Origin of the sequence: Ulvibacter antarcticus, assembly GCF_003688405.1 — a bacterium.
In the GTDB taxonomy this organism is placed as follows: domain Bacteria; phylum Bacteroidota; class Bacteroidia; order Flavobacteriales; family Flavobacteriaceae; genus Ulvibacter; species Ulvibacter antarcticus.
On the sequence record NZ_REFC01000013.1, the window covers coordinates 200,797 to 218,065 of the forward strand.

Here is a 17,269-nt window from a genome sequence, read left to right on the forward strand (position 1 = left end):
TATTGATAATGTTATGGTTTATTACTTTGAGTTTTAATTTAAAACCTTACAAATATGAAAAATTTTAAAATTGCAATTGTCGGAATGGCATTTAGCTTAATTGCCTTTTCGTGTTCAAATGATGAACTTGTACCCGAGGAACAAAATGTCGTTTCGTTAGAGACACCTATAATTAACAAATCGCTTATTACAGACGAAAATGTGCTTTTCGAGGTCTTAGGATTAAACGCCAATCAGGGTACTAACAATCTTAATCACGTAGGAAACGTTTATACCATTAGTAATGGAGCAGGAGGAAATGAGGTTATTGTTTTTAATTCCTTTGCGGATGGTTCAATTGCCGAAAGTGGTCGTTATAGTACTGGTGGCACCGGAACTGATACGGGCTTAGGAAATCAAGGTGCTTTGGCATTGTCCGCTTCCGGACGGTTATTGTTTACTGTGAATCCGGGTAGCAATGATTTTAGCTGTTTCTATGTACAAAGTAATGGGGATCTTGTTTTATTGGATAGTATCTCGTCTGGAGGTGAAACGCCTATCAGTGTAACAACCAGTAGAAATTTAATTTATGTTCTAAACGCAGGTGGCGATGGCAATATTTCCGGATTTGGCTTCAATCTTCAAGGACAGCTCACTGCGATTTCTAATTCCACCCGTCCACTAAGTACCAATGCTTCAGGACCAGCTCAAATTGGTTTTAGTGGCTTCGGAAAGGCATTAGTCGTGACCGAAAAGGCAACAAATACAATCTCATCCTACAATGTGAATCCCGACGGAAGCCCCGGAAGTATCAATACTTTTGCATCTGCAGGTGTTACTCCTTTCGGTTTTTCTTTTGGAAGAAGAGATGTATTTTATGTTTCTGAAGCAGCCGGTGGTGCAGCAAATGCAAGTACAGTTTCTGCCTACAAAGTGGATAATTCCGGGAATGTTTCATTGGTGTCGGGTCCATTTGCAACAAACGGTTCGGCTGCTTGTTGGGTAGTGGCTACGCGCAATGGAAGAGATTTATTTGCAACTAATACAGGAGGCGGAGACATTTCTTCTATCAAAGTTGATTTTGGAGATCAATTAAGCCTGTCCAATAACGGAATTGCAACTCCTACTGAAGCGGGACCATTAGATGCAGCATTAGATCGCAGATCAAGATATTTGTATGTATTGTCCGGTGGCAGTGATGGTATTGTATCTTATAGTATAGGAGCTAATGGACAGCTTACTCAAATTGATTTAGATCTTGGCTTACCAGATAGAGCCAGTGGATTGGTAACTCGTTAGAATGATAAAAAAAATATTAGACAATCGTTTTGGAGATCCATATCTCTAAAACGGTTGTTTTACTCCAATAATAATTTAAGAATTTTCATTTTCCATTTAGAATATGGTGTGTATTTTATGGGTGCTTCAAACCAAGATGACTTGTGTAAAACACTTTTATAATGCGAAAACGACTTAAATCCAGCCTCACCATGATAATTCCCCATACCGCTTAATCCAACACCTCCAAAAGGTAATTCCCCATTGGTAAGATGCATTATCGCATCGTTGACAGCTCCGCCTCCAAACGAAACCTCCTTAAATAATTTGTTTATTTTCTTTTTATTCTTTGTAAAAACGTAAAAGGAAAGTGGCTTGGACATTTGCTTTATCTGTCTTATCGCTACATCTAGGTCTGTGAATGAAATAACCGGTAGTATAGGCCCAAAAATCTCTTCTTCCATTACCTTGTCGCTAAAAGTGACGTCTTTTAATACCGTAGGGCTTATAAATCTGTTTTTAGCGTTCGTTTCACCGCCAAGGAAGATTTTATCAGTATCCAATAAGCTTTTCAGTCGGTCGAAATTCTTATCGTTAATAATTCTAAGATAATTATCGGAAATATCATTCCTCATCGGATAATTTTCGGTTATTTCTTTTTTTACTTCGGAAAGGAACTCGTTCTCAATGGATTTTTCAACCAGAATATAATCAGGGGCTACACAGGTTTGTCCGGCATTTAAATATTTTGCCCAAACAATTCTCTTGGCGGTCATTTTTATATTGCAATCTGCCAGTACTATAGTAGGGCTTTTTCCGCCAAGTTCGAGTGTTACAGGAGTGAGATGTTCGGCAGCGGCTTTGTAGATTATTTTACCTACTTGACTGCTTCCGGTGAAAAAGATCTTGTCGAATTTATGCTTTAAGAGTTCAGTAGTTTGCTCCACACCGCCTTCAAGTACATGAAAATAAGATTTCGGAAAGTTCTCATTGATAATTTTAGCCATAACCGAAGCAGACTCATTGGGAAGTTCACTTGGTTTTAAAATAACGGTATTGCCGGCAGCCAAGGCAGAGATTGCAGGAACTAATGATAAATAGTAAGGGTAGTTCCATGCTCCAATTACTAAAACGCTTCCAAGTGGCTCGGGAATAATGTAACTTCTCGAAGGAAAATTAGCAAGATTAGTTGGAACACTTTCTCTGCGACTCCATTGTTTCAGATGTTTAATAAAGGTGTTAATCTCTTGATAGGTTAATATCAGTTCTGAGAGATAAGTTTCAAAGCGTGATTTTCCGAAGTCTTTATAAATAGCATCATAGAGCGCATCTTCATTGTCTTTAAGTAATTGCTTCAGCTTTTTTAAATTGGCAATTCTGAAATCTGTGTTTTTACTTTCGTTGGTGTTAAAAAAATCGCGCTGTTCTTGAATTATATCGAGCATTATTGGGTGTTTGAGACTTTTATATCCATTAGATTAATACTTAAATCTAAATATAAAGAATCTCGCCACTTTTAATCTATCAATTAACTTTTGTTAAGGAAAATTTTCTTTTTTCAGTTAAAACAGTTCGATGAGAAATACAAAACACATAATCACCGCAATAGTTATTAAAATCAATGAATTACACATTGTTATTCAATCACAATCTTTTTAGTGACTTTTTGATTTTGGTACATTAATGTTGCAAGATAAATACCCTTGCTTAGATGACCGAGACTAATAGTATTGGATTGTGTAGTTAGAGACACGCTTTTAATAAGCTTTCCTTGAGCGTCAATTATAGTTAGTACGGATGCTTCAGTTAAATCGGATTTAAAATTCACATGGATAATATCGTCTGTTGGGTTGGGGAACATTTCGATGTTTGCAGATAATAAGTGTTCCTCAGAATTTAAAAGACCCACGCCAACAGCAAAATGCAAGGCTGCTCCCATCGATCCTTTCACCACTTGATGCAAATAAGAGATATCCATATTACTAATCACATCGTTAGGAGAGTGAGTATAAGGCGATTCTTTTTCTTCATACAAACCGGTGATAATCTCTCCATTGTCTTCAAAAGGGACGTAATCGGACCCGTAGGCGAATGAAATTTCTGTAAGTAAATCAGAGTACAATCCAATACAGTTCGCTAATTCGGTCGTAGCCTGAGCGGATGCTGCATTGTTTGAGCTAGGGGAGTTGCTTTCATCTCTTTCACAAATAATTGTATCATTATTCAGGCCATTCACACCACCAACCTGGTCGATGTTAAAGACTAGTTTGATATCTAAATTTTGAGGAATTACCACAGTATTTACATAGTATTCACTTCCAATTAAACCAGCTTCTTCACCACTAAAGTGAATAAACTTAATAGAATATTCGGTATCTACATTTTGTAAAATTCTGGCTAACTCCAACAATAGCGCTGTTCCGCTTCCATTATCATTGGCGCCAACACCATTAACGGTGTCGTAATGTCCGTCTATTATTAAAAACGTATTTGGATAGACGCTTCCGGTCTTTGTGATTATAATATTACTGGTTGTTTGTCCTCCAACATTAAAGGGTTGCTCTTCAATATCGGTATAGCCGAGATCCAAATAACGAGTAACAATCCAATCCTGTGCGTTACTAATTGCCGTAGTTCCCGGTTCCTTTACACCAAAGCCTGTAAAAGTGATTAAATCTGACTGAATGTTCGAATATGAAACAGTCTGTACTAAATCATCATAGAATGGATTAAACACTTGGGCATAAGTGCTTACATTAACAATTAGAAAAAGAATCGCAGCAAATTGAAAATTGGATCTCATTGAATTTTAATTTCGGTGAAAATAGTGATTTTTTTGGTTATGATTGAATTTCTTGGAATGATGTGATAAATCACCACTCAATTAATGTCTAGTTCGTTGCACAGCAATTCGGTAACACCCGTGTCAGAGGCGAAATTTATAAAAACATTACGATATATAATTCCAGATATTCCTATACTTTGTTAATTGTGCAAATGTTCTTTTTACAGGTATATTTTCTTCAGAAGCGAGGTTAGGATCGGCTTTTAACACCTGAATAGCATAGCTTCTGGCGATTTTCAATATTTCTGAATCTTTTATAATGTCTGCAATTCGTAGGTTTAAAACGCCACTCTGTTGTGTTCCCATAAGGTCTCCCGGGCCTCGGAGCTTAAGATCTACTTCCGCAATTTCAAATCCATCGCTGGTTCGCGTCATAGTTTCAAGGCGTGTTTTTGCATCTGCCGAAAGTTTATGACTCGTCATTAAGATGCAATAGCTTTGTTCTGCACCTCTTCCAACACGGCCACGAAGTTGGTGCAGCTGCGATAATCCGAAGCGTTCGGCACTTTCAACAATCATAACACTTGCGTTCGGAACATTTACGCCTACCTCAATAACTGTAGTCGCAACCATAATTTGAGTTTCTCCTTTAATAAAACGATTCATTTCGTATTCCTTATCGGCCGGTTTCATCTTACCGTGAACAATTGAAATCTGATAAGTTGGCTCAGGTCCGTCGGGTGGAAATTCCCGCACAATACTTTCATAGCCATCCATTAAATCTTTGTAATCTAAGACTTCACTTTCCTGTATTAATGGGTACACAATATAGACCTGTCTACCCTTCGAAATTTCGTCTCTAATAAACCTAAAAACCTTGAGCCGATTCGAGTCAAATCGATGCACTGTTTTGATGTCTTTTCTACCCGGAGGAAGTTCATCAATAACACTAATATCCAGGTCGCCATAAACGCTCATTGCGAGGGTACGTGGAATAGGGGTAGCGGTCATCACCAAGACATGTGGGGGGAACTCATTTTTGTGCCATAATTTGCTTCTTTGCGCTACCCCAAAACGATGTTGTTCATCTATAATTGCAAGGCCTAAATTTGAAAATTTTACCTTATCTTCGAGCAGTGCGTGTGTGCCAATTAGTATGTTTAAGGAGCCATTTTCAAGATTTTCATGAATTTTTCGTCTTTTTGAAGTTTTAGTTGAACCTGTTAATAGTGAAATACTGAGTTTGAGTTCATTACATAATTCAACTAAGCTGTTGTAGTGTTGGACTGACAAAATTTCAGTCGGAGCCATTAAACAAGCTTGAAATCCGTTGTCAAGTGCTATTAACATTGATAGTAACGCCACTATGGTCTTTCCACTTCCCACGTCACCTTGCAGCAAACGATTCATCTGTGCGTTACTGCCAAGATCATTCCTAATTTCCTTGATGACTCGCTTTTGTGCGTTCGTTAATTCGAAGGGTAAATGATCATTGTAAAAGCTGTTAAAGTTCTCCCCTATTTTTTCGAAGGGATACCCCTTTATTTTTGATTTATGGACCAGATTCTTCCGTACTAATTGCAGTTGAATATAGAATAATTCTTCAAACTTTAAACGGTATTGAGCCCTTGCTAAAAGCTGCTGACTTTTAGGAAAATGAACATTCAAAAGTGCCTCGTTTTTTGAGACTAATTTTAGCTGTTCCAATAGCGGTTTTGGGAGGCTCTCTGAGAAGCCTTTTTTGGCCTCCAGAAAGAGCTGTTGCATGAGTCCATTTACCACCCGATTTGTGATGCCACTATTCGATAATTTCTCGGTCGATGGATACACTGGTTGCATCGCAGATCGAATACTTTTTTCGTGTGCATCTAACAATTCCATTTCCGGATGAGGCATCGAAAAAGTGCCATTGAACCAATTTGTCTTTCCGAAGATGACATAGGGAACATTTATTTTTAGATTTTCACGGATCCATTTCTGACCTCTAAACCAAACCAGTTCCATTTTTCCGGTTTCGTCAACAAAAGTAGCAACCAGGCGTTTCCCTCTTTTTTGATCAATCGTTTTAATATGAGTGATTTTCCCAATTATTTGTACTTCGGAACTAGTTTGCAACAAACTACCAATTTTATAATATTGAGTTCTGTCGAGATATCGATTGGGAAAAAGATTTAATAAATCCTGAAATGTGTGTATTTCCAACTCCTTCTTTAAAAGAGATGCCCTGTTAGGACCAACTCCTTTTAGATAATCGATGGGCGTTTGCAGGAAAGTGGAGCTCATAAAAATGTCTGGAACAGTAGACTGTAGGAATTGTTCATCCTGAATTGCCTAAACTGTTTTAAATGATATATTTGTTACATTAATCAGCTAATTTAAACATTAATACTATGAAAAAAATATACTTTCTGTTTGTTTTGCTTATCAGCTTGCAACTTATGGCTTCGGAACTTACAACGCTCACAGCTCCGGAAGTTAGTACAAGACTAACTGAAGCTTACCCAATCGCAATGACTTCTTTGAAGGCATATCCGATTTATATAAATGCTACGGTTGAATTACCGGACACCATGCAGGAGGTAAATGTTACCATTAATGGAGATACTTTCACAGCAGAAGCAGGCACCGATTTTTATTATTATTTGTGGACTCCGGATTCATTCGGAAACCACGAAATAAATATAACTGCAGTGGCTAACAGTGGGGATGAAACGACTATTACTAGAAATGTTAATGTTGTAAATTCGGCAGCTTCTCAAACAGTTACAAGTCTTCAGGACGTTGTGATAGAGTTTAACGGTGTGAATAGTCGATGGTATTATGGAACCTATACTTTTCCACAGTTTGTAGGAGCCTACAGTACTATTAATTCTTTTTTAGAAGTTGAATGCCCGAGTATAACAGGCGGTTGCGACGACTGGGATCGTTGGGCACATATCGACGTAAAAGGTCCAGACGGGAATTGGATTCAGCTTATTCGTTATATAACACCTTATGGGGTAGCATGTAGTCATGAATTAGACCTAACAGATTATATGTCATTGTTGCAAGGAGAAGTCGAATTGCGAGTATTTATCGATACCTGGGGAACCGGTGGCTGGCAATTGACTTTGGACATGGAATATTTAGCAGGCGCACCCGATTATGATTATAGTAATGTCGTTGAGGTTTGGGATGCAGGCTATAGCTTTGGAGACCCGGCAAATTTACAACCTGTTGAAACTTTTACAGCTACTATTCCAACGGCTGTGGAGGAATCTCATTTACGTATTCTCAATACAGGACATGGATGGGGAGCTAATAACACTTCAAATGCTGCAGAGTTTTTTAATGCTATGCATTTTATAGATATCGATGGTTCAGAGACATTTTCACAGCATCTTTTTACCGATTGTAACCCCAATCCGGATAATTGTACCGGACAACAAGGAACTTGGCAGTATAGCCGTGCAGGCTGGTGTCCAGGTGCGATTTCCCAGCCTTACAATTACGATTTAAATGCTCAGATTGGCGCTAGTTTCGAACTGGATTATCGTTTCCATCCTTCATATGTCGATAATTGCCATCCAAATAATCCGAACTGTATTTCCGGAACTACCTGCCCGGATTGTAATGATGGATATAATCCTATCTATTACGTAGATACGCATATTATAAATAAAAGTAATACGCCCATTTTCTATGGAGATGTATTAGGCGTTCATTCTGTTGATAACAGCGAAATTTATGATGTACATGTCTATCCAAATCCTTCTGAAGGAGTGTTTAGAGTTCAAACTTCATTCGCCGAAACGAATACTAAATTGTCTATCCACACCATAGACGGGAAATTTGTTAAGTCCTATTATTTTGATTCTGTAACAGATTTAAATGCGAATACCTTCGATCTTAGCAATGTGGCTAAAGGGATTTACTTTGTAAATATTCAAAACAATCGAGGTACAGGTGTAAAACGTATTGTGATTGAATAAGAATTGAAACTTTACACAGTTTAAAAAAGGTTATTTTTGATATTCAGAAATAACCTTTTTTGTTTTTATGCTTCAGATTAAATTGTTTTGTGTTTTAGTTCGTTCACTTCGGAAAAGTGCGCTACCAGATAGAATACTACTGTTAATATGTTTGTTTGCTTTTCACTTCGGAAATGCCCAGCAAACGGAGGTCGTTGATTTTCTGAAGGTAACAGCTACTGTAGAACCGGATGCTTCCGAAGAAAAAATTAGAGGAAACGTTCAATACACCTTTAAAATACTAAAAGCTACAGATTCGGTTTATCTCGACGCACATAAGATGAAAATAATTGATGTTGCGCTCGAGGGTGTTCGCGTAAAGAGTGATGAAAACAAGATCTGGCTGGTCGATACTTTTGAAGCCGGGCGAGAATATCATGCATCTTTTGTATACGAGGCCTTTCCGAAGCAAACTGTATATTTTACGGGCGATCAGATTTGGACTCAAGGACAAGGAAAATATACTTCACATTGGTTGCCGAGCATTGATGATATGAATGATAAGCTAGAGTTTGATCTTACTATCATTTCACCTTCGGAAAAGACCGCAATTGCAAATGGACAATTAGAATCTGTAATTGAAGTCAAAGGAAAAAAGTTCTGGAAATACGATATGAAACAACCAATGTCAAGCTATTTGGCGGCCTTTGCAATTGGTAATTTTAGTAAAGAACAGAGATCATCCGAATCTGGAATAGCCCTAGAAATGTATTTTAACCCGGAAGATTCTGTACAGTTCGAGCCTACCTATCGCTTTACCAAGGAGATTTTCGATTTTTTGGAAAATGAAATAGGTGTGTCATATCCATGGCAGAATTACAAACAGGTACCCGTTCGGGATTTTTTGTATGCAGGTATGGAAAATACGACGCTCACCTTATTTTCAGAAGCATTTTTGGTAGACAATATAGGTTATAACGATCGCAATTATGTGAATGTCAATGCTCACGAACTGGCGCATCAATGGTTTGGGAATCTTGTCACCGAAACTGAAGGAACTCATCACTGGTTGCAGGAGGGTTTTGCTACTTATTATGCATTATTGGCAGAAAAAGAACTTTTTGGGGAAGAATACTATTATTGGAAGTTGTTCCAATCGGCTGAGCAATTAAAGGCTATGAGCGATGAAGGAAAAGGGGAGGCATTACTAAATCCTAAGGCGAGTTCCCTCACTTTTTATGAAAAAGGTGCCTGGGCACTACACATTTTAAAAGAAGAAATTGGTGAGGAAGCTTTTCGACAAGCCGTTAAAAATTATTTACAAAAATATAGTTTCAAAAATGTAAAAACTGAAGATTTTTTAACCGAAGCGCGAGCCGCTTCAGGAAAAGATCTTAAACAATTTGAAACCGATTGGCTGCTACAAGCTGCTTTTAAAGCCGAACAGGCCTATACTTCGTTAATGAAGCTTCCTTTTATTGAAAAATACTTCGAAGTTGCAGCGTTAAAGACATTGCCTCTGGCAGATAAAAATTTTCAGCTGAAAACGGCGCTTACTTTTCCTAACGATTATATGGGGCAGGAGGCGATTTATCAATTGTTGGATGAACCTATGTCAGAAACCATTCCTTTGTATAAACTAGGTTTTGAAAGCAATAATTTATATGTACGTCAAGCCATCGCGTTAACATTACAAACCGTTCCGAAGGAATTACAAAAGGAGTACGAATCATTGTTGGACGACGCTTCTTACGTTACTATGGAGGCAGCATTGTATGCACTTTGGGTCAGCTTTCCGGAAAATCGTGAACGGTATTTAGACAAAATGCGGGAGATGGTTGGTTTTCAGAATAAAAATGTACGGGAATTGTGGTTGGTTCTGGCTTTAATAGATCCAAATTACGAAACTGACCAAAAAACGGAATATGTCAAAGAATTGAGGTCTTATACGTCATCAGATTTCAGTTTTGAGGTCCGTCAAAATGCTTTTGAATATGTCGCTGAACTTGAATTATATGATGAAGACGTCCTAAAGAATCTAATGAATGCTACGGTTCACCATAACTGGCGATTTAAAAGTTATGCTAGAAATTTATTGAAAGAAGTTATCAAGAAAGAAGAATACAGGAATCTTATCGAAAACCTTTCATCGGGTTTTTCCAAACGCGAAGTTTTATATCTCAAAGAGCTAGGCTTTTAATTGCAATATGAAAACTATAGCCGAAATAACTGTATATTTAAGTAATAATAAACCTTAATTTATGCGTACTTCGATATTGTTATTCGTTTTTTTTACGGTTTTATTCTCTTACGGTCAGGAAACTAAAAGAGTTCTTTTTATAGGCAATAGTTATACATATTACAATAACATCCCTTATATGTTATCTGAATCTGCTTTATCTACAGGAGATGAAATAATTTTTGATAAAAGTGTACCTGGAGGTTCTACATTCGAATATCACGCTAGTTTCGCTGCTACCCGTGACAAGATTATGCAAGGCGACTGGGATTATGTTGTTTTACAAGAACAGAGTCAAAGGCCTGCGCTAGATGAAACTTTTGTTGCGACCTATGTATATCCCTATGCAAATCAACTTAACAATCTTATTGAAGCATATAATCCTTGTGGAGAAACCTTGTTTTATATGACCTGGGGTCGAAAAAACGGAGATGCAACCTATTGTGATACATGGCCTCCTGTCTGTACCTATGAGGGGATGGACGACTTGCTTAGACAGCGTTATATGATAATGGCTGAAAATTATGAAGCCGAAGTATCTCCTGTCGGTGCGGTTTGGAGATATGTGAGGGAGCATCACCCTGAAATTGAATTATATTTTCCCGACGAAAGCCATCCTTACTTAGCGGGAAGTTATATTGGTGCGATAACATTTTATACGGCTATATTCCGAAAAGATCCCACTTTAGTTACTTTCAATTCAGGTTTGTCAATTTCAGATGCCACCATTCTTAAAAATGCTGTTAAAACAGTTGTCTTTGAAAATATGTCTGAATGGTTTATTGGCGCTTACGATCCAGTTGCATCTTTTGAAGCTACAAACCATGGGAATTTGGAATACTCTTTCAACAACACATCTCAAAACACGACCTATTATTTTTGGGAATTTGGTGATGGTAATAATTCGATAGAAGAAAACCCGTCACATACCTATGCCCAAGAAGGAAGCTATGAGGTAACATTAACGGCTGGTTTTTGCGGAAATTCATCGCAGACGGTACAAACGATTTCTGTTACCCTCGGCATAGAAGATAATCTATTGTCTGAAGCTGCCTTTATATATCCTAACCCTTCAAATGAAAAATTGAATGTTCATTTTCCAACATTTAGTAAGGAGAATATATCATGGACTATCCTTTCAATTCTTGGGAAAGAAGTGCTATCCAATCAAAAAGATATCCAACAAAATGAGCTAATTCTGGATATAAGTCAGTTGAATTCCGGAATTTACTTTCTAGTTATATCACAAGAAGGCAAAAGACTTCAGACCATGAAGTTTATAAAAAAATAAGCTCATAACTCAAGTACAGCAAATTAATGAGAGCATTGGTGATTTCGGGAGGTGGAAGTAAGGGCGCATTTGCAGGAGGTGTAGCCCAATATCTCATTGATGAAATGCATATCAAATATGATATTTTTGTAGGGACTTCGACTGGAAGTCTTTTGATATCACATCTTGCTATGGATAAAATTGATGTGATTAGGGAAATCTACACTTCGGTAAATCAGTTTAGTATTTTTAACATTTGCCCTTTCGTAGTTAAAAAGATGAAATACGGTGGCAAGGAAATTGGCATTGATCATTTAGCTGTTCTTCGGAATTTTATACGAGGCAGCAAGACATTTGGGGAGAGCTTAAACCTTAAGAAACTGATAAAAAATACGATAAGCGAAAAAGACTTCGAACAACTGAAAGCCACTAAAAGAGACGTTGTTGTAACCGTTTCAAATCTTTCTTTGAATCAGGTGGAGTATAAATCAATTAACGACTTCGATTACAACGATTTTTGTGATTGGATTTGGATCTCATGTAACTATATCCCCTTTATGAGTCTGGTTAAAAAAAACGGTTGTGAGTATGCGGACGGCGGTTTTGGGAGTATGGTGCCAATTGAAGAAGCTATAAATAGAGGAGCCACCACGGTGGATGTTATTATTCTTGAAACAGAGGTAACTTATTACAATAAGCTACCCTCTAAAAATGTGTTTTCCCTTTTAACCAATATGCACAGTTTTATGCTCGATAGAGTTGAAAAACAAAATATTAGAATCGGGAAGTTTGTTGCGGGAAACCAAGACGCGATTATAAATTTGTACTATACGCCAACTGTGCTTACCACCAACTCGCTTATTTTTGATAAAAAGCTAATGACAGATTGGTGGGAAAGTGGTTTTAATTATGCTAAACTTAAAAATATTGAGCTCAATGAAATAAAGGATGATGTTCAATAAAACCTTTCTAACCATTATAAAAAAAAGATAAGAGGGTAACAAAAGTGTTTGTGTTTTGATATAGAAGTATATAAACATTAAAACTTTTGATTATGAAAACTCTTAGACTTTTATTCGTGGCTTTATTAGCCTTTAATTTTTTTATAACATCATGCTCTAAAGCAGATGATTTTGGTCATGATGATGGAATCCAAATGGGGGATGATGATCCTGGCGATAATTCGGGAAATCTTGAACAGAATTTTGGTAGTACAATAAGCCGTGATTTCTTCGGACAAGTAGTAGATGAAAATGGTGACGGTTTGCAAGGAGCTACAGTAAAAATAGGAGCTCAAAATGTTGCAACAGATGAAAACGGAATTTTCTTCATTGAAAATGCCTCTGTAAAAGAGCGTTTTGCTTATTTAAAAGTATCTAAACAAGGATATGTGAGCGGTGGTAGAGCTGTTCATCCAACCGATGGTACGAATCGTGTAAAAATAATGTTACTTACAGCAGATGTTACTGCGACAGTTTCCAGTGGAACTCCAGAAACAGTGAGCCTTGGAAATGGAACTTCTGTGAATCTCCCGGGAGCATATATCGATGAAAATGGCAATCCATACAACGGTACTGTAAAAGTAATTCTTAATTATTTAGACCCTGCTGCTTCTAGTATTTTCGATGTGATGCCTGGTATGTTATTTGCAGAAGATGAAAATGGTGATGAAGCTTATTTAGAAACCTACGGAATGATCTCTGTAGAATTGAGAGATTTGGGCGGTAACGAATTAAATATCGACCCAAATAATCCAGCCGAACTAAAGTTTCCTTTAGATGCAAATCTTATGGGAGTAGCACCGTCTACTATCCCGCTTTGGAGCTTTAATGAAGATAAAGGATATTGGATCGAGGATGGAACTGCCCAATTACAAGGTAATATGTATGTTGGTGAGGTTACTCACTTTTCATTCTGGAATTGTGATGCTCCATTTCCTGTAGTTGATTTTTGTACGACTGTTTTAGACAATAATGGAAATCCACTTTCTAATACTGTTGTTTTAATCTCGACACCAACAACTCCTTATTCGAGTACAGGTATTACAGATCAAAACGGACAAGTATGTGGAAAAGTTGCTTCAGGTGTAGTGATGACAATTGAAGTGAAGGATTTATGTGGAAACCCAGTGTTTTCAACATCCATGGGACCTTTTGCGGCTGCTACGACATACGGACCTATTATAGTGCCACCGGGAAGTTCTACTTCAGAGCAAGTAATTGGTAATTTTAATGAATGTACTAATGTTCCGGTAACGAATGGTTATGTAATTCTGGAATATGGAGGATCTACTTTTTTCGAAAATGTAACAAGTGGAACATTCAATGTGAACTTAATAAGCTGTCCTGCTAGCAATGTCTTTACGGTAGAGGCTGTAGATACTAGCAATTTGCAATCCAGCGGTATAGTTAATTATACTTTTACATCACCGGTAACTAATTTGGGAACTATAACTGCCTGTAATGCGGTTACAGAATATATTGAATACACGATTGCAGGAAATCCGCAAAAAGTATTCGTGTCGAATATAAACGTGGAGCAGTATGGAACAGGATTTTCAGTGTACTCGCAAGTTGGGGGAGACTTTTTCTATCTTGGAAGCTCAGATGCAACTTTAGGAACCTATACACATGGTTACGCTGGTCCAATGGAAATGAACCTTCAAGAAGTGCTTGACATTGACACTGGCTTACCGGTAAATATCACTTTTCAGTTAAACGCTTATGGTCCTGTTGGGGGATATGTAGATCTTACTTTTAGTGGTACATACACCGATTACAGTACAAATACACTAGAAACAGTAAGCGGAAGTTTACATGTAATCCGTGATTTTTAATAAGATTAATTTTAATAAAAAACTCCTGCTGGATTCAGCAGGAGTTTTTTATTTGTAAGGATGTCGTTAAAACAACTCGCCTACTTCTTTTTTAACATAAGCCAGTGCTTTTTGAGAAGGCGTTACGTCTTCCATGAAATTTCGCAACAGCCACTCCCGCATTGAATCGGAAGTTCCGTCTTTTTCATGCATAGCGCCTTGACGGATAATATGTATGGTTGCATTTTTAGCAGCATTTACAAGATTCCAACATTCCTGAGTGAGGTAAATTTGTTGGGTAAGATTATGATCGAATTCCTGCTCGATATTTCTAATAAGGAGTTCTTCATACTTAGGTATCTCATCTGAAAAAGGTTTAACTCGAATTAATAGTTTTAGAGGATCAATGCGTTCAAGAAATAAAGTAATTCGTTCGTAGGCTTGAAGACGCATAGGTAAGATCTTGTTTTGCGCTTCCTTTTGAATTAGGTATCGTCTTCGACCCTCCTCGTTGGCTGTATGACCTTTAAAAAAATGCCAAGCGACAATACCTACTACAATAGCAGGTAATAAATAGGCGAAATAGTTTACAATTTGGGTTACATCTTCCATAGAATTCAGATTTGGAACACAAACTTAGTATAATTTAAGTTTCGAACAAATATGAGGGTATTTAAATAGCAAATTTCTCTGTCTGTTCGAGCGCAGTCGAGAACTATAGGTGCGGACTATTAATTAGGTTTCGGCCTCAGATTAACTAAACGTAGTCGAATTGCTCAAGCAGACAAACCGATCGATTTTTTACTTTATAGACACCCTCATGTCTTGATGGATGGCAAAACAATGCAGCGATTTTTCATAAATAATTCTGAAAAGCACGCTAATATTTTGTGAATAGGGGTAACAATTTCCTAGGGATGTTGATATGATAATGAGAAGGTGTTTTAGTCGCTTCCGAAGTAATTAAAACCCTATAAAAATTAATAAACATTAAAATCAAATTATCATGAAAACAAAACTACTTTTTCAAATCAGCTTACTTTTAGTTTCAATCACAATGTTATCGCAATCTTTTCAGGAGAGCATTTCAGTAAGCAACAAAAATTATCATGACCTTAATATGGAACCGACAGAAGATGGATCCAACGACTTTATTGTAGCCGGAAATCAGTTTGATGCAGGGATGATCAATGAAGAAATTGTACTAAAAAGAGTAAAGGACGACGGAAGTATAACCTGGGTACAGCGGTATTCGAACACACCTCTAGACAAGGCCAGACTTTTCGACATTGTTGTTGAACTTAACGAAATATATCTTACCGGATCTGTCGATGTGGGAGGGATGAAAACCACATTTATTGCCGTTGTAAATGCAACCACCGGTGCAATGTTGGGCTTTAATCAATACACTGTTATTTCTCCTAATTTTAATTCCAGAGGACTTAAGATCATTAAAACAAATAGTGATGTAAATGGAGATTCAGTTCCAGACCCAGGATTTGTAGTAGGAGGTTTTATAAGTGATTGTTATAATTTGGATACAACTTGTAACTTCAACAATATTGGTTATGTGATGCGTGTAGATAGTGCATTGAACCTTATTTGGACTATCGAAATCGACGGGTTTAACTCTGTAAACAATCTGGATTATGATTTTGTAAATGGTATCACAGAAACTAACGATGGTTTCTTTATCACAGGAAGTGCTTCTGGTACTGTTACCAATTTCGCCCAACAAGCTGTTTTAGCGCACAAAGTGGATTTTGCCGGTGCTGTGCAATGGGATTCTAGTTATATCTTCGGAAACTCCCGCGATATGAGTGTAGACGCATATTACGATGCTGCTACCGATGAAATTTATATGTTGAGCAATTATTCTGTATCGCATTTCTTCGGAATCACTGTACTTGACAATCTAACCGGAACCATAGATTTTAGCAAGTCTTGGTATGCTACAGGAAATAATTACGATAAGTATGCTTTCAAATTAATGGAATCTTACTCCGGAAGCAATAGCCTAATCATTACAGGTTACGATCGTGACGAGAACTGGGTAGATGTAAATAGTAATCCGCAATTCGCGAATTCTAGTGTATTTGTATACGAATTCGACAAGAATACCGGGAATCAGGTTGGAAATAGCTATCAGTTTCTAGTGCCTCACGTAGAGCCAGTAACGGATGAGTTCAATTTTTGGAACGGACAATTACCTATCATTTACTTTCCGGATATCAGTTTTTCAATGATCGATACTGCTGGAAACGTAAACTATCAGCACGTTGGATATAGAACCGACAGCGGATTTACAAGTGTAGAATTGTTTAAAACAGATATCAATAAGAGAAATGAATGTGAGAATATGGATCTTTTTATAACTCCAGCTCCTATTTCTATTAATCCGGTATCAGTAATTTCGGGTCCAACACCGAACACAAAGATTCCAGCTTCAATTGGAAGCAACGGATTTAACTATACAGTGCAACCATGTTCATCTTTTCTTGGTGTAGAAGACAATGAAATAGAGCAAGGGTCAGTTTATCCTAATCCTGCGGGTGATTTTGTGAATATCTCACTTCAGAATTTAAAATCATATATTTTAATCGATGCATTAGGAAGAACAGTGATGAATGGTGAGTTAACGAACGAAGCGAGAATTTATGTAGGAGACTTAAACAGCGGATTATACTTTATTAAAGTATCCGGACATGATAACAAGTCCCAAACTTACAAGTTTATGAAAGAGTAGAATATTTAGTTTATGCAACCTTAAACCTCGATAAAACAACTGTTTTATCGGGGTTTTTTCTGAAGTAATAAATCTTGAAGCAATATTTTTACTTAAACGGTAGCTTCGGAAGAACAGCTAAACATACAAGGTTTTTTAGTTTGACAATTCCTTCCGAAGAAATATAAAAGAACGATAATTCTGAAGCTGTAACACATTGTTTTAAAA

Annotated in this window: 11 protein-coding genes; 7 read left to right on the forward strand and 4 right to left on the reverse strand. The window is 37.2% G+C overall.

The window, feature by feature from the left end; all coding sequences use genetic code 11:
- Positions 1–54 precede the first annotated feature (54 nt).
- Positions 55–1,278 (forward strand): lactonase family protein, encoded by a 1,224-nt coding sequence (locus BXY75_RS09800; protein ID WP_121907573.1) that lies wholly within the window; start codon positions 55–57, stop codon positions 1,276–1,278.
- A gap of 59 nt (positions 1,279–1,337) precedes the next feature.
- Here BXY75_RS09800 and BXY75_RS09805 read toward each other — a convergent pair whose 3' ends face one another.
- From BXY75_RS09805 to recG, 3 genes are all read right to left on the reverse strand, one after another.
- On the reverse strand, positions 1,338–2,702 hold the full coding sequence (locus tag BXY75_RS09805) for an aldehyde dehydrogenase (RefSeq protein WP_121907574.1): 1,365 nt from the start codon (positions 2,700–2,702) through the stop codon (positions 1,338–1,340).
- Positions 2,703–2,893: 191 nt separating this feature from the next.
- Positions 2,894–4,060 carry a M28 family peptidase gene (locus BXY75_RS09810; RefSeq protein ID WP_121907575.1) on the reverse strand — a complete coding sequence of 389 codons (1,167 nt, stop codon included), beginning with the start codon at positions 4,058–4,060 and terminating at the stop codon, positions 2,894–2,896.
- Between the two features lie 147 nt (positions 4,061–4,207).
- Positions 4,208–6,325: an ATP-dependent DNA helicase RecG gene (recG, locus tag BXY75_RS09815; protein WP_121907576.1), complete on the reverse strand. Its 2,118-nt coding sequence runs from the start codon at positions 6,323–6,325 to the stop codon at positions 4,208–4,210.
- A gap of 107 nt (positions 6,326–6,432) precedes the next feature.
- Here recG and BXY75_RS09820 point away from each other — a divergent pair, with 107 nt between their 5' ends.
- From BXY75_RS09820 to BXY75_RS09840, 5 genes are all read left to right on the forward strand, one after another.
- A complete protein-coding gene (locus BXY75_RS09820) occupies positions 6,433–8,013 on the forward strand; it encodes a T9SS type A sorting domain-containing protein (RefSeq protein ID WP_121907577.1) in 1,581 nt (526 codons plus the stop codon).
- Between the two features lie 67 nt (positions 8,014–8,080).
- Entirely contained in the window at positions 8,081–10,192 is a 2,112-nt protein-coding gene (locus BXY75_RS09825) for a M1 family metallopeptidase (RefSeq protein WP_121907578.1), read from the forward strand.
- 61 nt (positions 10,193–10,253) lie between these two features.
- Positions 10,254–11,522, forward strand: a complete 1,269-nt coding sequence (locus tag BXY75_RS09830) for a T9SS type A sorting domain-containing protein (protein ID WP_121907579.1) — start codon at positions 10,254–10,256, stop codon at positions 11,520–11,522.
- A 26-nt stretch (positions 11,523–11,548) separates the two neighbouring features.
- Positions 11,549–12,463 (forward strand): patatin-like phospholipase family protein, encoded by a 915-nt coding sequence (locus BXY75_RS09835; RefSeq protein WP_121907580.1) that lies wholly within the window; start codon positions 11,549–11,551, stop codon positions 12,461–12,463.
- Positions 12,464–12,555: 92 nt separating this feature from the next.
- Positions 12,556–14,337, forward strand: coding sequence for a hypothetical protein (locus BXY75_RS09840; protein WP_121907581.1), 1,782 nt, complete (start codon positions 12,556–12,558; stop codon positions 14,335–14,337).
- Between the two features lie 66 nt (positions 14,338–14,403).
- Here the strand turns inward: BXY75_RS09840 and BXY75_RS09845 are convergent, their stop codons facing one another.
- Complete coding sequence (locus BXY75_RS09845; protein ID WP_121907582.1) at positions 14,404–14,928, reverse strand: DUF7935 family protein; 525 nt, start codon at positions 14,926–14,928, stop codon at positions 14,404–14,406.
- A 394-nt stretch (positions 14,929–15,322) separates the two neighbouring features.
- Between BXY75_RS09845 and BXY75_RS09850 the strand changes: the two genes are divergently transcribed.
- A complete protein-coding gene (locus BXY75_RS09850) occupies positions 15,323–17,062 on the forward strand; it encodes a T9SS type A sorting domain-containing protein (RefSeq protein ID WP_121907583.1) in 1,740 nt (579 codons plus the stop codon).
- Positions 17,063–17,269 lie beyond the last annotated feature (207 nt).